Source organism: Paraburkholderia ginsengiterrae, from assembly GCF_001645125.1.
Taxonomy (GTDB): Bacteria; Pseudomonadota; Gammaproteobacteria; order Burkholderiales; family Burkholderiaceae; genus Paraburkholderia; species Paraburkholderia ginsengiterrae.
This window is the reverse complement of record NZ_LXKA01000109.1, coordinates 128,413-146,219: the sequence shown is the minus strand read 5'-3', so window position 1 is coordinate 146,219 and position 17,807 is coordinate 128,413. Positions and strand designations below refer to the sequence as shown.

Annotated in this window: 15 protein-coding genes; 9 read left to right on the top strand and 6 right to left on the bottom strand. The window is 61.3% G+C overall.

The window, feature by feature from the left end; all coding sequences use genetic code 11:
* Both A6V37_RS42115 and A6V37_RS08140 read right to left on the bottom strand, forming a co-directional pair.
* The coding region (locus A6V37_RS42115) for a proton-translocating transhydrogenase family protein (RefSeq protein ID WP_242665979.1) at positions 1-95 on the bottom strand (95 nt) is incomplete at its 3' end.
* Positions 96-105: 10 nt separating this feature from the next.
* Positions 106-1,248: a Re/Si-specific NAD(P)(+) transhydrogenase subunit alpha gene (locus A6V37_RS08140; RefSeq protein WP_064285896.1), complete on the bottom strand. Its 1,143-nt coding sequence runs from the start codon at positions 1,246-1,248 to the stop codon at positions 106-108.
* A gap of 260 nt (positions 1,249-1,508) precedes the next feature.
* Between A6V37_RS08140 and A6V37_RS08135 the strand changes: the two genes are divergently transcribed.
* The 8 genes from A6V37_RS08135 to A6V37_RS08100 all read left to right on the top strand — a co-directional run bounded on the left by A6V37_RS08135 (position 1,509) and on the right by A6V37_RS08100 (position 10,716).
* A complete protein-coding gene (locus tag A6V37_RS08135; RefSeq protein WP_064265649.1) occupies positions 1,509-1,997 on the top strand; it encodes an NUDIX hydrolase in 489 nt (162 codons plus the stop codon).
* Positions 1,998-2,046: 49 nt separating this feature from the next.
* Positions 2,047-3,207 carry a tRNA 2-thiouridine(34) synthase MnmA gene (gene mnmA, locus A6V37_RS08130; protein ID WP_064265648.1) on the top strand — a complete coding sequence of 387 codons (1,161 nt, stop codon included), beginning with the start codon at positions 2,047-2,049 and terminating at the stop codon, positions 3,205-3,207.
* 242 nt (positions 3,208-3,449) lie between these two features.
* Entirely contained in the window at positions 3,450-5,060 is a 1,611-nt protein-coding gene (locus A6V37_RS08125; RefSeq protein WP_064285895.1) for an FMN-binding glutamate synthase family protein, read from the top strand.
* A 217-nt stretch (positions 5,061-5,277) separates the two neighbouring features.
* Positions 5,278-6,285 carry a glycine--tRNA ligase subunit alpha gene (gene glyQ / locus A6V37_RS08120; RefSeq protein WP_075643433.1) on the top strand — a complete coding sequence of 336 codons (1,008 nt, stop codon included), beginning with the start codon at positions 5,278-5,280 and terminating at the stop codon, positions 6,283-6,285.
* 20 nt (positions 6,286-6,305) lie between these two features.
* Complete coding sequence (glyS, locus tag A6V37_RS08115; protein WP_064265646.1) at positions 6,306-8,405, top strand: glycine--tRNA ligase subunit beta; 2,100 nt, start codon at positions 6,306-6,308, stop codon at positions 8,403-8,405.
* A gap of 10 nt (positions 8,406-8,415) precedes the next feature.
* Positions 8,416-8,970, top strand: a complete 555-nt coding sequence (gene gmhB, locus A6V37_RS08110; RefSeq protein WP_064265645.1) for a D-glycero-beta-D-manno-heptose 1,7-bisphosphate 7-phosphatase — start codon at positions 8,416-8,418, stop codon at positions 8,968-8,970.
* A gap of 40 nt (positions 8,971-9,010) precedes the next feature.
* On the top strand, positions 9,011-9,769 hold the full coding sequence (locus A6V37_RS08105; protein WP_064265644.1) for a lysophospholipid acyltransferase family protein: 759 nt from the start codon (positions 9,011-9,013) through the stop codon (positions 9,767-9,769).
* Between the two features lie 44 nt (positions 9,770-9,813).
* Positions 9,814-10,716 (top strand): M48 family metallopeptidase, encoded by a 903-nt coding sequence (locus A6V37_RS08100; protein ID WP_064265643.1) that lies wholly within the window; start codon positions 9,814-9,816, stop codon positions 10,714-10,716.
* A gap of 61 nt (positions 10,717-10,777) precedes the next feature.
* Here the strand turns inward: A6V37_RS08100 and A6V37_RS08095 are convergent, their stop codons facing one another.
* The 4 genes from A6V37_RS08095 to A6V37_RS08080 form a co-directional block, all read right to left on the bottom strand.
* Positions 10,778-11,176 carry a hypothetical protein gene (locus tag A6V37_RS08095; protein WP_064265642.1) on the bottom strand — a complete coding sequence of 133 codons (399 nt, stop codon included), beginning with the start codon at positions 11,174-11,176 and terminating at the stop codon, positions 10,778-10,780.
* 260 nt (positions 11,177-11,436) lie between these two features.
* Positions 11,437-13,692: a hypothetical protein gene (locus tag A6V37_RS08090; protein WP_157447857.1), complete on the bottom strand. Its 2,256-nt coding sequence runs from the start codon at positions 13,690-13,692 to the stop codon at positions 11,437-11,439.
* A gap of 65 nt (positions 13,693-13,757) precedes the next feature.
* Positions 13,758-15,047: a hypothetical protein gene (locus tag A6V37_RS08085; protein ID WP_064265640.1), complete on the bottom strand. Its 1,290-nt coding sequence runs from the start codon at positions 15,045-15,047 to the stop codon at positions 13,758-13,760.
* A gap of 357 nt (positions 15,048-15,404) precedes the next feature.
* Complete coding sequence (locus A6V37_RS08080; protein ID WP_064285893.1) at positions 15,405-15,854, bottom strand: helix-turn-helix domain-containing protein; 450 nt, start codon at positions 15,852-15,854, stop codon at positions 15,405-15,407.
* A gap of 215 nt (positions 15,855-16,069) precedes the next feature.
* On the opposite strand from A6V37_RS08080, the gene A6V37_RS08075 reads away from it, so the two are divergent.
* Positions 16,070-17,806: a metallophosphoesterase family protein gene (locus tag A6V37_RS08075; RefSeq protein ID WP_064265638.1), complete on the top strand. Its 1,737-nt coding sequence runs from the start codon at positions 16,070-16,072 to the stop codon at positions 17,804-17,806.
* Position 17,807 lies beyond the last annotated feature (1 nt).

Sequence of the window (17,807 nt, the reverse complement as noted above, 5' to 3'; positions counted from 1 at the left end):
AGCGCGGGTGTGACGTTCCAGACCACGTGGTAGCCGACGTAGATCGCCAGCACGAAGATGATCAGGTTGATGACGGTGTGGTTGATGACTTCCATCGCCGTTCTCCTATGCCTTGCGCGTGACTTCGCCGTCGCGCGCCAGCAGCGTGGCCGCGACGATGTCGTCCGCGAGATCGATGTTCAGGGCGCCTTCCTTGGTGATGATCAGCTTGAGGAAGTCGAGCAGGTTGCGCGCGTACAGCGACGACGCGTCGGCGGGCACCATCGAGGCCAGATTCGTATGGCCGACGATCGTCACGCCGTGTTTGACCACGACCTGGTCCGCTTCGGTGAGCGGGCAGTTGCCGCCGCGCCGGCCTTCGTACTCCGCGCCGCGTCCGGCGGCGAGGTCGATGAGCACCGAGCCGGGTTTCATCGCCTGCACGGTTTCCACCGAAATCAGCGTCGGCGCGGCGCGGCCCGGGATCAGCGCGGTGGAGATCACCACGTCGGCCTGCTTGGCCCGCTCGTGCACCAGCGCCGACTGGCGCGTGAGCCACGAAGGCGGCATCGGCCGTGCGTAGCCGCCGACGCCCTGCGCGGCTTCGCGCTCCTCGTCGGTTTCGTAGGGCACGTCGAGGAACTTCGCGCCTAGCGATTCGATCTGCTCCTTCACGGCCGGACGCACGTCGGACGCTTCGATCACCGCGCCGAGGCGTTTGGCAGTCGCAATCGCCTGCAGACCCGCCACGCCCGCGCCCAGAATCAGCACACGCGCCGCTTTCACGGTGCCGGCAGCGGTCATCAGCATCGGCATGAAGCGCGGATAGAGCGTGGCGGCCAGCAGCACCGCCTTGTACCCGGCGATGTTGGCCTGCGACGACAGCACGTCGAGGCTTTGCGCGCGCGTGGTGCGCGGCGCGGCTTCGAGGGCGAACGCGGTGACGCCGGCCGCGGCCAGCTTCTGGGCGTTTTCAGCGTTGAAAGGATCGAGCATGCCGACCAGCGTCGCGCCGCGCTTGAGCAGCGGCAGTTCGGCGTCGGTCGGTGACTGGACCTTCAGGACGAGATCGGCGCCGAAGGCCGTCGCGGCATCGACGATTTCCGCGCCCGCGGCTGTAAAGAGTTCGTCAGGAAAGCTTGCGCCGGTACCGGCGCCGCCCTGAATGGTGACCCGGTGGCCCTGGGTCACATACTTCCTGACCGTTTCGGGCGTCGCGGCGACGCGGGTTTCGTGCGCGCGCGTCTCTGCTGGCACTCCGATGTGCATCGTTGTTCCTCCTCGACTTCCTATTTTTAAGACGGATCGGCCGACGAGGCACGCCGGCAGGCAAATGCAACGGCTAACTAACGCCTCACTTTACCCGAAACTGTGGGATGCGCAGAAATCGGGGACAATCCGGGTTGCCCGGCTGACAGGGCAACCATCACCATGCCGCCGCGGCCTTTCCGCCAACCGCCCCTGCCTGCCGGGCCGCCGGCCGCCCGCGGCCCGGCAAGAGTGGCCCATAAACGGTAAAATGCGCACCCATGAAACCGGAAACCTGGCTGCCGCACGTCACCGTCGCGGCCATTGTCGAGCGTGACGGGCGCTTTCTCGTGGTCGAAGAACATACCGCCGCCGGCCTGCGCCTGAACCAGCCCGCCGGCCATCTGGAGGCGGGCGAGACGCTGCTGGAAGCGGTGGTCCGCGAAACGCTCGAGGAAACCGCCCACCCTTTTGCGCCCGAGGCGCTGGTGGGCATGTACATGACCCATTTCGAGCGGCCTGGCAGCGAAGGCGTCACCTACCTGCGCTTCACTTATTGCGGCACGGGTGGCGAACCGGACGCAAAGCGCCCGCTCGACCCCGACATCGCCCGCACGTTGTGGATGAGCGCCGACGAATTGCGCGCCTGCCCCGAACGGCACCGCACGCCGCTCGTCATGCAATGTCTCGACGACTACCTCGCGGGCCGGCGTTTCCCGCTCGACTTCGTGCATACGCATTCGGTCGGGCAAAAACGGCAGCCGTCATGAGCGGCCAACCCAGGAACCATGAAGTCAGGCAGCACCCAGTGAGCACCTTATGAGCAAGCAGAAAGTCGTAGTAGGCATGTCGGGCGGCGTCGATTCGTCGGTCACCGCGTGGCTGCTGAAAGAACAAGGCTACGACGTGGTCGGCCTGTTCATGAAAAACTGGGAAGACGACGACGACAGCGAGTACTGCTCGACACGGCAGGACTGGATCGACGTGGTTTCGGTGGCGGATCTGATCGGCATCGACGTCGAAGCGGTCAACTTCGCCGCCGAATACAAAGACCGCGTGTTCGCCGAATTCCTGCGCGAATACTCGGCCGGCCGCACGCCGAACCCGGACGTGCTCTGCAACGCCGAAATCAAGTTCAAGGCCTTCCTCGACCACGCCATGTCACTCGGCGCGGAAACCATCGCCACGGGGCACTACGCACGTGTGCGGGAAAACAACGGCCGCTTCGAGCTGCTGAAGGCTTTCGATCATACGAAAGATCAGTCGTACTTCCTGCATCGCCTGAATCAGGCGCAATTGTCGAAGACGCTGTTCCCGCTGGGCGAAATGCCGAAAACGAAGGTGCGGGAAATCGCCGAACAGATCGGATTGCCCAACGCGAAGAAAAAAGATTCGACCGGCATCTGTTTCATTGGCGAACGGCCGTTCCGCGATTTTCTGAACCGCTATCTGCCCACCAAGCCCGGTCCGATGAAAACCACCGACGGCAAAGTGGTCGGCGAACATATCGGCCTCGCGTTCTATACCTTCGGCCAGCGCAAGGGCATCGGCCTCGGCGGCAGCAAGGACGGCAGCGGCGAACCGTGGTTCGTGGCCGGCAAGGACATTCCTTCGAACACGCTGTACGTCGCACAGGGGCACGATCATTCGTGGCTGCTCAGCCATACGCTCAGCGCGGGCAATACGAGCTGGGTCGCGGGCGAGCCGCCGGCAAACGGCTTCGCGTGCGGCGCGAAGACCCGTTACCGGCAGGCGGATGCCTCGTGCACATTCAATGCGCAGGGCACCCTGGCGCCGGGCGCCGGCGAAGGCCTCTTCGAGCTGACTTTCGACGCGGCACAGTGGGCTGTCACACCGGGGCAATCGGCGGTGCTCTACGATGGCGAGGTATGCCTCGGCGGCGGCATCATCGAACAGGCGGTAACCGGGCAGCCGGTCGCGCGCCAGCCGCAAAAAGCGGCGCTGCTGAGCGCCCGCTGAGTCATGCGACCGAGCGTGCGGCCCTATCCGGTTTCGCCGCACGCGCCTCACTTTCACGCTTCACCTTCACGTTGCATCGTCAGGACCCGGGCGGCGCAAGCCGTCCACGCGCCCGCTCGCCGGGCCGCAGCTAGCTTCACCACAATAACAAGCCGTCATTCGTGTTCTGCCACGGCGGATTCCGTCCACGCCGCCAGCGTTGGCGATCTCTCCGTGACGATCCTCACTGCACTGGAGTCCCCATGTTTTCTCGACGTTACTTCGCCATGTGGTGCGCAGTCGTATTGCTTGTCGTCTGCGCGGCGCTCGCCGCGACGCATCACATTTCGTGGCTCTGGCTCATCGTGCCGCTCGCGCTCGTCGCCCTTGGACTGTTCGATCTGACCCAGCAGCGCCACGCGATTTTGCGCAACTATCCGCTGTGGGGCCACTTCCGTTTCCTGTTCGAATTCATCCGCCCGGAAATCCGCCAGTATTTCGTCGAGGACGACACCGACGAGAAGCCGTTCTCGCGCGCCCAGCGCAGCATCGTCTACCAGCGCGCGAAGAACGACGTGGACAGCCGTCCGTACGGGACCGAACTCGACGTGAAGGCCGTCGCGCACGAATGGATAAGCCACTCGCTCGCGCCGACGAAGATCGATAGCCACGATTTCCGCGTCGTCGTCGGACCGGATCGCGCGCAACCCTACTCGATGTCGATCTTCAACGTCTCCGCAATGAGCTTTGGCTCGCTGTCGGCGAACGCGATCATGGCGCTGAATCTGGGTGCGAAGAAAGGCAACTTCGCGCACGACACCGGTGAGGGCTCGATGTCGAAGTATCACCGCGAGCACGGTGGCGACATCATCTGGGAAATCGCCTCGGGCTACTTCGGCTGCCGCAACGACGACGGCACGTTCAGCGCGGAGAAATTCGCGAAGCAGGCCGCCGAGCCGCAAGTGAAGATGATCGAGGTGAAGCTCTCGCAAGGGGCGAAACCGGGTCACGGCGGCGTGCTGCCGGCCGCCAAGATCACGCCCGAAATCGCCGAGACGCGTGGCGTGCCGATGGGCCGCGACTGCATCTCGCCCGCCACGCACTCCGAGTTCTCGACGCCGCGCGGATTGCTCGAATTCGTCGAGCGGCTGCGTACGCTGTCGGGCGGCAAGCCGACGGGCTTCAAGCTGTGCATCGGGCATCCGTGGGAATTTTTCGGCATTGCGAAGGCGATGCTGGAGACGGGCATCCTGCCGGACTTCATCGTCGTGGACGGCGCGGAAGGCGGCACCGGTGCCGCGCCTCTCGAGTTCACCGACCATGTCGGCGTGCCGCTGCAGGAAGGGCTACTGCTGGTGCACAACACGCTGGTCGGCATCGGCTTGCGGCAGCGTATTCGCCTCGGCGCGAGCGGCAAGATGATCACGGCGTTCGACATCACCAAGACGCTGGCGATCGGCGCGGACTGGGTGAACGCGGCGCGCGGCTTCATGTTCGCGGTGGGCTGCATCCAGGCGCAGACCTGCCACACCGGGCGCTGCCCGACCGGCGTCGCGACGCAAGACCCGGTGCGCCAGCGCGCGCTGGTCGTGCCGGACAAGGCCGAGCGCGTGTTCAACTTCCACCACAATACGCTGCATGCGCTGCAGGAGATCATTCAGGCCGCAGGGCTGAAGCATCCGGCGGAACTGCGCGCGCATCACATCGTGCGGCGCGTGTCCTCGCATGAGGTGCGCCTGATGTCGGAACTGCTGAAGTATCTCGAGCCGAACGATCTTCTCAACGGTAATTATCGCTATTCGCTGTTCGAAAAGTACTGGCCGCTAGCGCAAAGCGATTCGTTCTCGCCGAAGGTGGAACTGGCGGCGACGTGACGGCTGTGCCGGCACACGCGCCCTAACCTGTGAACGACGACGAAGCGCTGCCACAAGCCGCGCTTCGTCGCCCAAAGAGTGCTTCGGGTTCCGTCCGACCCCGCAAAACGGACACCCCCCTCCCTTTCCGTTAAAATCTCAGGTTTAGCACTTCGCTCCACGGCCACCCCGCGCGCTTTGGCGCCCGCGGCGCGGCCCCATGCCCGAAAGGCACTTCATGCTCACGTTTCAGCAAATCATCCTGACCCTGCAGTCCTACTGGGACAAGCAGGGCTGCGCGTTGCTCCAGCCGATCGACATGGAAGTCGGCGCGGGCACGTCCCACGTTCACACCTTCCTGCGCGCGGTCGGCCCCGAGCCGTGGCGCGCTGCCTATGTGCAGCCGTCGCGCCGCCCGAAAGACGGCCGCTACGGCGAAAACCCGAACCGCCTGCAGCACTACTACCAGTATCAGGTGGTGCTCAAGCCCGCGCCGGAAAACATCCTCGACCTGTACCTCGGCTCGCTCGAAGCCCTCGGCTTCGACCTGAAGCAGAACGACGTGCGCTTCGTCGAGGACGACTGGGAGAATCCCACGCTCGGCGCCTGGGGCCTCGGCTGGGAAGTGTGGCTGAACGGCATGGAAGTGACCCAGTTCACCTACTTCCAGCAGGTCGGCGGTCTGGACTGCAAACCCGTGCTCGGCGAAATCACCTACGGTCTCGAACGTCTCGCCATGTATCTGCAAAAGGTCGAAAATGTCTACGACCTGGTGTGGACCGAGTGGGAAGAGCAAGGCCCGAACGGCCCGGAACTGCGCCGCCTGACCTATGGCGACGTGTACCACCAGAACGAAGTCGAACAGTCCACCTACAACTTCGAGTACGCGAACGTCGAGCTGCTGTTCTCGATCTTCAACAGCTACGAAGCCGAAGCGCGCCGCATGATCGAAGCGCAGATCGCGCTGCCGGCCTATGAACTGGTGCTGAAGGCCGGTCACACGTTCAACCTGCTCGACGCACGCGGCGCCATTTCGGTCACGGAGCGCGCGGCGTATATCGGCCGCATTCGTGCGCTGTCGAAGCTGGTCGCGCAGGCCTACTACGATTCGCGCGAAAAGCTCGGCTTCCCGATGCTCGGCAATCCGGTGCACGGCGTGCCCGGCCTCACGACCGCCGAACAGGACGCCGCGATGCCCGCGTGGGCGCCGCCGCTGAAAGTCGAACGCAAGATCGACCAGAACTGACGAGACGAGAACACCAGGACATGAATCAACCCCATCAAGCTACCCTGCTCGTCGAGCTGCTGACCGAAGAACTGCCGCCCAAAGCGCTCGCGCGTCTTGGCGACGCCTTCGCCGAAGGCATTGCCGAGCGCCTCGCGGCGCGCGACCTGGTCGAAGGCGAATTGTCGTTCGAACGTTATGCCACGCCGCGCCGCCTCGCCGTCACGATCCGCAACGTGCGCGCGGTTGCACCGGAAAAGCACGTGCGCGAAAAAGTGCTGCCGGTTTCCGTCGCGCTGGATAAAGACGGTCAGCCCACCGCACCGCTCGCCAAGAAACTCGCCGCGCTCGGCTTCCCCGATTTTTCGGTGAACGACCTGGAGCGCGCGCAGGACGGCAAGGCCGAAGCGTTCTTCCTGCGCTATGCCGCGCCCGGCGCCACGCTCGCCGAAGGCTTGCAGAGTGCGCTCGACGAAACGCTCGCCAAGCTGCCGATCCCGAAGGTCATGACGTATCAGCGCCCGGACGGCACCAACGTGCAATTCGTGCGTCCGGTGCATCGTCTGACCGTGCTGCACAACGATCAGATCGTGCCGGTCACCGCATTCGGCATCGACGCCGACGACACCACGCGCGGCCATCGCTTCCTCTCCGAAGGTTTCGTGCAGATCCAGCACGCGGATGCATACGCCGAGACGCTGCTGCATAAAGGCCGCGTCGTGGCGAATTTCGCCGACCGCAAGGAAACCATCCGCACGCACCTGCTCGCGCAAGCCGACGGGGACCAGGTGGTGATGCCGGAAGCGTTGCTGGACGAAGTGACCTCGCTGGTCGAATGGCCGGTGGTCTACGCCTGCCGTTTCGAGGACGAATTCCTGCAAGTGCCGCAGGAATGCCTGATCCTCACCATGCAGACGAACCAGAAATACTTCGCGCTGACGGATGCGAACGGCAAGCTTCGCTCGCGCTTCCTGATCGTGTCGAACATCGAAACGGCCACGCCGGGCGATATCGTCGAAGGCAATGAACGCGTGGTGCGTCCGCGTCTGGCCGACGCCAAGTTCTTCTTCGAGCAGGACAAGAAGAAGCCGCTCGCCGAGCGCGTGCCGCTGCTCGCGAACGTCGTGTATCACAACAAGCTGGGCTCGGCGCTGCAACGTGTGGAGCGCGTCGAAGCCCTGGCCGGCGCGATCGCCGCGCTGATCGGCGCGGACGTCGCGCATGCGAAGCGCGCCGCGCGGCTCGCGAAGGCCGACCTGATCACCGACATGGTCGGCGAATTCCCCGAGCTGCAAGGCACGATGGGTACGTACTACGCGCGCCACGACGGCGAGCCGGAAGACGTCGCGCTCGCGTGCTCGGAACATTATCAGCCGCGTTTCTCCGGCGACGCGTTGCCGGCTACCGCAACCGGCACGGTCGTCGCGCTCGCCGACAAGCTCGAAACGCTGGTCGGCATCTGGGGCATCGGCCTGCAGCCCACCGGCGAGAAAGACCCGTTCGCGCTGCGCCGTCACGCGCTCGGCGTGCTGCGGATTCTGGTCGAGAAGCAACTGCCGGTCGACTTCGTCGAACTGTTGCGCACGGCGTACGCGCAATTCGCCGCGGTGCCGAACGTCGCCGATTCGACGCAAGCCATTTACGAATTCAGCATGGACCGTCTGCGCGGTTTGCTGCGTGAACGCGGCTACGCGCCGGGCGAAATCGACGCGGTGCTGGCGCTGAACCCCACGCGCCTCGACGACATCGTCGCGCGCCTCGACGCGGTCCGCCAATTCGCGACACTGGCCGAAGCGGCATCGCTCGCGGCAGCCAACAAGCGCATCTCGAACATTCTGAAGAAGTCGGAAGGCGTCACGAACGGCAGCGTGCAGGTCGCGTTGCTGAGCGAAGCGGCGGAACGAGCCCTGCATGCGCAACTCGAACAGGTCGCGCCGCACGTGCAGGCGCAACTGGCCACGCGTGACTACACGGGTGCGCTGACCGCGCTCGCAGCGTTGCGCGAACCGGTCGACACGTTCTTCAACGACGTGATGGTCAACGCCGAAGATCCGGCGTTGCGCGCCAACCGTCTGGCTTTGCTCGGCGCACTGCATCAGCAGATGAACTGCGTGGCCGACATTTCCCGACTCGCCGCCTGAGCCCCGCGCCATGCCGACCAAGAAAGTGGTGATCCTCGACCGCGACGGCGTGATCAACGTCGACTCCGACGCGTTCATCAAATCGCCGGACGAATGGGTCGCCCTGCCCGGTTCGCTCGAAGCCATTGCGCGGCTGAACCAGGCCGGCTACCGCGTGGCGATCGCGACCAACCAGTCGGGCATCGGCCGCGGCCTGTTCGACATGAACGCGCTCAATGCGATGCATCTGAAAATGCATCGCATGGCCGCGGCGGTCGGCGGGCGCATCGACGCGGTATTCTTCTGCCCGCACACGGCGCAAGATCATTGCGAGTGCCGCAAGCCGAAGCCCGGTATGCTTAAGATGATCACCGAACGCTTCGAGGTCGATCCGGAACATACTCCGGTGGTAGGCGACGCCATGCGCGATCTGCAAGCGGGTGCCGCGCTCGGCCATCCGACTCATCTGGTGCTGACCGGCAAGGGCCAAAAAACGCTCGCGGCCGGCGGCTTGCCCGAGGGCACGATCGTGCACGACGACCTGCGTGCGTTCGCACTCGACTTCCTCGCCGACGCTCACGAGTGACGCGCACCGCGCGCGTCCTCCAACCTTACTGACCACGCCGATGCGCTTCATTCGTTCCCTGCTGCTGCTGATCTATTTCGTGGTATTCACGGTGCCGTACGCCTGCGCGTGCTTCATCGCGTTCCCGTTCCTGCACGCCGACAAGCGCTACTGGATGGCGGCCGGCTGGTGCCGCGCGACGCTCCATACCGTGCGCTGGCTCAACGGCATCCGCTACAAGATCGAAGGCTTCGAAAATCTGCCCGACGGTCCCGCCGTGCTGCTGTCCAAGCATCAATCGGCCTGGGAAACGCTGGCCTTCCCGGCGCTGATGCCGCGGCCGCTGTGCTACGTGTTCAAGCGCGAGCTGCTCTACGTGCCGTTCTTCGGCTGGGCGCTCGGCTTGCTGAAGATGGTTCACATCGATCGCAAGGAAGGCAAGTACGCGTTCGAATCGGTCATCAGGCAAGGCAAGGCGCGCATGGCGGAAGGCGCGTGGGTGATCATGTTTCCGGAAGGCACGCGCACGCCGACTGGCAAGCAGGGCAAATACAAAACCGGCGGCGCGCGTTTTGCGATTGCCACCGGCGCGCCGGTCGTACCGATCGCTCACAACGCAGGACGTGTGTGGCCGCGTAACTCGTTTCTCAAATATGCGGGTATAGTCACAGTGTCGATCGGCAAGCCGATCGACACGACGGGGCTCACGCCCGATGAAGTGAACACGCGCGTCGAACAGTGGATCGAAGCTGAAATGCGTCGCATCGATCCCTCCGCGTACCGCGCGGCGGAAAGCAGTTCCGCCGCCGCACCAATCTGACGCGCCCGCGCCCTCGAAGGCGCATTTGCGCGAAGCCGAATCCGATGCAGAAGTCTCCTACGTCGCAGCCCGCTGCGGCGCTCGACAACCGGCAACTCGATCTCCCGCTCTTCGCCGAGCCGGGGTCGACGTCGTCGTCGCCTTCACCGTCGGCGCCTTCGTCCGGCACTTCGCAAGACGCGCCCGCCGGGCAACAGCCTGCCGCGCCGCTCGCGCCGGACGGCAGCAAGCTGCGCAGTCTCACGATCGGCGCACGCACGCTCCACTATGTTCTCAAGCGTTCGGCGCGGCGCTCGATCGGCTTTGCGATCGACAGCACCGGACTGACGATCACCGCGCCGCGCTGGGTCACACTCGCGGATATTGAAACCGCGATCACCGAAAAGCAGCGCTGGATTTTTACGAAGCTGATTGAATGGCAGACCCGCGTCGAGCAGCGCGCGTTGCCGAAGGTCGACTGGAAAGACGGCGCCGAAGTGCCGTATCTCGGTCAGCCGGTGCGCGTGAAGCTCGGCGCGCCGCAAGGCATGCTCGCGTTCAGCGCGGACGATGCGGCACTGCAAGTGCCGCTGCCGTTGCAGGCCGACCCGCAGCAGATCAAGGACCGCGTGCAAGGCTGGCTGCAGGGCGAAGCGAAGCGCCTGTTCGGCGAGCGCCTTGCCATTTACGCGGAAAAGCTGGGCGTGAACTATCGCGCGTATGCGCTCTCTTCAGCGGCCACGCGCTGGGGCAGTTGTTCGAGTGACGGCAAGATTCGCCTGAACTGGCGGCTGATTCATTTCCCGATTTCCATCATCGACTACGTCGTTGCGCACGAGCTCGCGCATCTGCGTGAAATGAATCACAGCCCGCGCTTCTGGCAAACGGTCGAATCGATTTTCCCGGAATTCCGCGAAGCACGGCAGACGTTGAAGTCGCATCCGCCGGAGTTGCTGCCGACGCTTTGAGAACCTCGCGCCTTGCAACCGGCGCTGTGGTCTCAAGCGCCGGCTTGTCATGCCCTCGCGCTCATTCCGCGCAGAACGTTTCCTGCAAATGACGCCACATTACCTTGCCGTGCGCGTCGAGATCCATCACCGCGGTTGAGCGCCGCACGTTCGCATTGCCGGCGCCGTCGCGCTGATACTCTCGATATTTCACCACCGCGCCCGATGGATACTCGGCGACGATCTCCCGGTCGCGAATCATGATTTGCGAGCCCGGACGCGCGCCGTGCAGCTTCGAGAAAATCTCGCGCACGCCGGCATGGTCGAGCGCGACACCCGAGGTCATAACCAGCGTGAACTGCGGCGCGAAGCGCGCCATGATTCGCTGCAGCGCGCCTTCATCCGCGGAACCGTCGAACAGGGCCTGGATTTCGAGGTGAATGTCGTCCAGTTCCTTGAAGTAGGGATTGCTGTGATTCATTGCCGGACCTCGCGCCGCTGCGACGTTATTTCTTCTTCTGGATGAACTCGATCTTGTAGCCCAGAGCACCCATAATTTCATCGAAGATGGACATACGTTTTCCCCTTAAAATCAACATCTTAAATAAACGTCTGCGTGTCCATCGTCTTTCGATATAAATGGACAGTTCACGACAATTCTAGACCACAGCGTGTTTCCCTGCCCGGAGCAAGCCACCAACCGCGTTCTCTTTGAATTGGTGCAGCCACGCACTACAAATCTTAGAACCGGGCAGACTCGTGAAGCTGCGCTGCCAAAACTGCGAGCCAGCCGTCGAGCGTTTCACAGGCGAGCAGAATGGTCGGCAAATCATCGCGGTGCAACGTCAGTTTCCCGACCAGAATGGCGAGTACAAACTCGGCCGCCGCACTCCCGGCAGGCTCATCGTGCAATTCAATGAATTTTGAGATAAGTCTCGCCATATCTCGACTGGCGGCCCTGTCGGCGGAATAATCCAGCTCCGACGCGTAGGCTGCTCGAAGTATCGCCGCCTGAATAGCGCCGTCGTTGAACCGTGTGAATGTGGCCGGCTCAATCAATGTGTGTTGAAACACCCCGCTTCGCAAAGATGTCTCGACGTCTCCGGAGCGTGCATTGCGGGAGGCTTCCAGGAACGCCGCAACCGTCAGCAATACAGAAGCGCCGAAGTCGTCGCCTGCGAGCGGCTTTTCGATGTCCCAGAGCAGAAACCCAGCCGAAATCGGCTGTGGAGCGCCGGCGGAGGTTGGAAGGAATGTCAATATGTCTGTCAGTCCCGTCGGAGACCGCATGGCGTCACGTCGGCCACTTAAGTTTTTCGGGACCGCAATGTCCTCCGTCTCGCATGACTCGATGACATCATCAAGCAAAGTGAGTTCTTGGTCCCACTGGATTGCCCTGTCAATTCGCCCAACAGGCAGTGCGAATGCATACTTGAAACGATATGCGCTGCTATCGGCGTTGGCACCAATGTCGCTGCTCAATTCCTTGAACCGTGCCTGAGACTCGGGCAATACACCGAGGGCGATATATAGACGCGGTCCGGACGGCTGAACCAGCCGCAGCATCGCGCTTATCTGCTTGAACACAAAACCGTTCGAAACAATTGGGCTCGCGACAATTGCGGCGGCGTCCTTCAAGAAGGCTTTAAGGTCAGGCTCGGGCTTGTCGAGGTGCGTATGGTCGACGACCTTTATTACGGTGCCCGGCGCACGCTCCAAAAGCAGCGATTCAATCCGTTGTGCAAGGAGACGGTTATGCGCTTCTGCTCCCACCAAATCCTTTGGATACACGATAACGGTCGGACCAGGTGCGGCGAAGTTTCGAATCCATCCCGCAAGCACGCAAGCACCATCGGCACCGGGTACCGAGTAGGTCTCCATCAGCTTGGGCACATCAAGCGAAACTGACCACCAGTCGTTCCCTACGGCCTTCCGACGGGCAGCGACCGGCATATGCGCTTTAGCCAAGGTGGCGAGTGTGCGCCTGTCTTTTTGTGCGAGAGACTTTTGAGCTAGCCGGACCAGTTTCGGACGATTGTTGTGACTCAGGAAACGCTCGCCAATCACCCGTACGCTTTCGGCGCCTGCAGGCAAGCTCGTCACATTTGGTTGAAACTCTGGCCGCAAGCCATCCAGCGCAGGCTCACCAACCAGATTCCTGCAAACCCGAAACAGGCATAACGACCGGTCGTCGTCGGTTACCTCGTCGTCCTCGCTGGATGCCGCTTCGTTTTCCAATCCGATGAGTGTCACAACAGGCACATTGCGGCTTCGACCCAGTTTCTCCCGCACCTTCGTCTCAAGACCACCTGATGTCGACGCGGAGATAATGACAAACGCTGGCCCCGGCAGCGCGTCCCAATTCTCCAGGCCTTCATACCCCCGAAAGCTTTCGATTGAATAGCGTCGAATGTTCGAGGGGTTGGTGCAATGCGCGTGCACAAGCATTTGCGCGACCGGCCATATGGCCATCGAATCAATGAAGATACGAATCGCAGGCGCGGCCTTTTCCTGCTCGCAGAACTGATGGAATTTTTGAAGCAACGCGACTGACAGCAGTTCAATCTCGGTCGTTCCGCTCAGCAGAGACTCTGCTCGAAGGAAGTGGCTGGCGTACTTGTCTGACTGCTTGGCAAAATAAAAGCCGGGCGGCGCCGCAACGACGACGCCACCACGCTGCGCTGCGTTCGCCAAAAACTCCTTGGCCGCGCATCCGAAAAGGTCTGTGAAGTCCTGCATAGCGCCGACGTCGTCCTGCGTTATTCCGAGAACGGCACCGCCGCAATCGAATCCCGCCACGACCAGCTTGCCCTTGGCCAAAATATCCAAATGTCCGGATGCGCTCCCGTCACGAACCGCATCCATCAGCCGGTGTGCGTGGACAAACTTCGCAACCAGTAACGCTCTTGGGGGTACTACATTCTTCTTCGCCCAATCAGAGAACTTGGAACTGATTTCAGGCCACTCAACCTCGTCATGCCCTAGAAAGACGAGCACGCTATGTCGATACTCGCTGGCTACCGCTGCGCCGGAGAAAGGAATTATTAGCATCGTAGTTGTCTTCAGGCGGGCAGCAGAATCGAAAAAGAGGTTCCCTCCACCGCACCAAGCTCGTCGGCGGTCCATGCGCGCAGGAAGAAAAGCATCTTGCCTTCTTCAAGGAAGACGTGCGTACCGTCGTCGAGACGTGCGTACGACTGTTGAAGGTCCTTTTTCTCGAACTTCAGGCGCGTTTCAATATCGACAATTGCAGAACGTGTACCGAACAGAAACGCCAGTCGGCCAGTGCGCAATCGCAGGAAGCCCTTTCTCCTTCGAAGCAACCGAGCGACCGCAAACAACCCAATGCCACGGTTCGTATCGCCAGATGAAGTCGCCCATTTTCGGAAGCATGAGACAACAGCGTCCTCCTCCTCTTCTAGCGAGATTTGGGTAACGTCCGGAATCTGCTTCCTCAGTTCCGCACCGGTGGACATCCAACGGCGGGCCAGGCCCGGGCCAGAATCAACGATTGATAGTTCAATGAACGATAGCTGCCGGATATCTTCTTTTCGGTGACTGCCTTGTGCAGGATGGCGAACACTGTCTTCGGCAAGGCTTTGAATCAGAAAATTGCGGACGTGCGTGTTTTCACCAGAAACCTGTTCAACGTTGGTGTCATCGACATTCACGAGTCGGAACGTAATCGCCCTGATTCCCTTTGAATAGAAGACCCCGCGCTCATCGGCCCGAGCCCACCAATCAGAATTTTCGATGAGTTCGCGTGCCAGTTGCGTAGCTGCCTCGGAGACATCCAAGAGCTTCTTCGCGGTCCACTCCTGCGCGAGATGTGCCAAGGCATCCTGGACGACAACTCTGATTTCACCAAACTGGCGGAGCTTGCGCTCGCCTTGTGGGCCTTCGTACAGGGGGCGAATGAATTCGCGTGGCGAGCCTTGAACGCACAGGAGATTGACGCCGTCGCTGGACGGATGCGTCCGAGCGAACTCGAACTCATCCATGGCATCGATGTAGTTGCTGTAGACGCGACCTTCTGACCGACCGAGGCGAGTGCCGTTTGCGTCAACCAACTGTTTGGCCATCACCCACGCGGCCAGCGCGTACGGCCTGCCGAGCATTTTTTCAAGATTCGCACCAAAATCAGCCGTATTGGCCAAGATGTCATCAAACCTAGCTCGAGCCCCACCGGGATTCTTTCGCGCCCAAGTGATGACCAGTTGAAGCAGCCCCGCGTCTGAAAAGAACGACATGAACTTGCCGGCGCGAGGAACGCACAGCTCTTCAGCGTCCGGACCTGACAGTTTACGTAACGCTGCCTCTACGCTCTCTACGGTCGCTTCTGGAATTTCCATTGTTCCAACCGGTATCTTTTTGGTTCGGCAGTAACGCCGTACTTAACAACAACCGATAAGCGCGCGCTCGCAAATCGCGTTTAAAGGTCATGTCTATCTTTGGGATGACGTCCTGGCCCAACAATCAAACTTTCAGCTTCCTTGATGCTTACGACCTTGCGCAGCTACTTGGCATCTCCATTCGCACCGTCGTTTTGCGGGCTCGGCACCGCCCCTGGCTGCTACCACCCCGCGCCGAACTGTTCGACCGCGACCTTCTTCGGTGGCGCGCCGACGTAGTCAGCGCTTGGGTCCAGGCCACAAGCGCGGCATCGCATTGTCGCCAATCCCAATCGTGAGCCTTTTTGTGTCCTGCGACTAGACAAGCTCCCCTGGCGTAACCTTGAGCGCTGCTGCGAGCTTTTCTAATGTCTTTAAATATAGCTTCGTCTCGCCTTTCTCGAGGACGGATACGTAGCCCCGTTGAAGCGTCGCCCGTTTGGCTACCACGCTCTGACTGAGGCCGGCAGCCTCCCGCGTCGACTTTACATTTGCCATCAGCTGCGCGCTCGAAATTGCGCGCTGGCTGTGAATGCCAAACGGGACGTTCGTGCCCTTTGGGGTGTCAAGGAGCGCCGCCAACTCTACCCCTAAAACTTGAGCAAAGCGGGCAGCGCGGTCGAGCGAAACGCTGACCAGATTGCGTTCAATGCGACTTATCAGCGTCGAGTCCACGTCTGCCCGGCTCGCCAACTCGCTCTGCGACCATCCGAGCTCTTCGCGGCACCACCTGAGATTTTGGGCGAAACGTTCGGCCAGAGACGTCATCGATAGCCAGAGAGATTTTAAGCCGCCGATGGTCCCATGCTGTATGAAGTTAGTCTACGGTCAACTCCGTATAGACCAACTACATATAGACCAACTTTGTATAGACAAACTTCGTACACCCGGGTAGATTTCGCCTATGCATTTGAGCTCGGGCGGTGAGCGCCCTAAGCCTGTTTTATTGGGTTCAAAACCCCTCAAATTTAAGGAAGAGAAGGATGGCCACCTCGTCAGGGCTTTGGCGCCTGTACCGCGACGACCCGTTCCCACGCATCCAGTTGCTAGCGGGCGCAACCGTGGAGGAGCGCCGCGAATCGCTAGCCGCCTTAAAAAATTGCAACATCCTGGTTGTTGCAGGAGGTCTTGGTAATCTTGATGAAGCAATACCGGCCCTAGCGGCAACGAGCCTGCCGACAATCTACGTCTTGGGTTCGAGCGAACTGTCAGGTCGGGATGCAACAGAGGCCGTCAAACAGGCCCAGTTTCTTGCGGCAGGAACCTCCGTGCACGTGTTGGAAAAGGACGCGATTGTCTTGCAGGGCGTACGATTTCTCGGCACGACTCTGTGGTGTTCCTTTGATGACTGGAGACCTTCGCTAGTTGCTGAATGCATTGCAGGCTGTCCTGATTTCAATACCATCGACGCATCGTCGTGGTGGGACGACCCGTTCAATTGCCAGCAAGCAGAAGAGCTTTGCCGACAAGCGGGACTTGCGTCGCCGGCTTCTCGTGCCGGGAGTGAGGCAAAAGCATTCCATCCTGCGATTTCGCTTCTTGAGAACAGGAAAGCTGTGAGCTGGCTGAACGCACAGCTGGATGTCCCCTTCGATGGGGCAACCGTAGTTGTCTCGAATAACTCGCCTGTGCGTGCACCATTGCAGGCAGTAGCCCATTACCGGTCTGAAGATGTCGACCCACTGGGATGGTCGGGGCGTAAGGACCGGAGAGCGAACGCGCGACTATTCGCACAGACGAACGACCTGCGATGGCTGCTTCGTCGTCACCGCGCGAGCATCGATATTTGGATGCATGGCCGTGTTCCTGCTCATAGCGACGTCGCCGTGGAGGGTGTGCGGGTGGTTTCACGTTCAGACCGATGCATTCGCGTCGACGACGACATGTCTTTTGATGACATCATGTCTCGTAGTTTGGCGCGGCGAAGAAGACGAAAAGACACCCGAGAGGAAGTTACAGAGCCGCCGGAGCAGCCAAACGCAGTCCTTCATCCGCAGCCTTTGAACGTTGAGGCTGGGTTGACCGGACCGTTGTCAAAGGTATTGCTGCCAATAGTCCAGCAGATGAAGAACCACGAAACTGCTATTCGCAACGCCGTGCCACTCACCATGAGCAAAAGCTCCATTCACCGGGCGTGCATCCGGCGTGTCATTTACGAGGAAATGGAAGGTATTGCACGATTGGCACAGATATCCGGAGCCATCGAAAAAGAGCTGGTTGCAAGCGACGACCGGTTCTCCGGTTTGACCTTCCTGTTCAATTCCGTCGATGCTCCGCGTGGTTATCCGACGGAAATGGGCGAGCCCAAGCAGTACGACTACTACGCGAAGGCGGATAGGTTGTCAGCACAAGTTGACGACATCGAGTCGCTGCCTTCTCGGGCTGCCGTTCAACTGGCGTTATGGTGCGATATGGCGTACGACGTATTAACAACCTTAGCTTCCGACGGAATCGATGCAATGGTCGTTCGTCCGCCTATTGCCGCGTTACGCATGTCTCTTTACGCTGCATCCGTGGAAGTGGTGACGACCGGCGATAAGGATGAGCGGCTGGCGATTCTTCATCGCCTCGTTGCCGCACACCCGACCCGAGGCAAGCTACAGCCAGTCATCCGTGTGGCGGACGTTGCTGCTATCGACGGGCCCCGCACAGTTCTGCTCGACATGAAAATGCTCAAGGAAATCACGGACAACATTGCGGCGGTTGCGGTGCCCTCGTAGG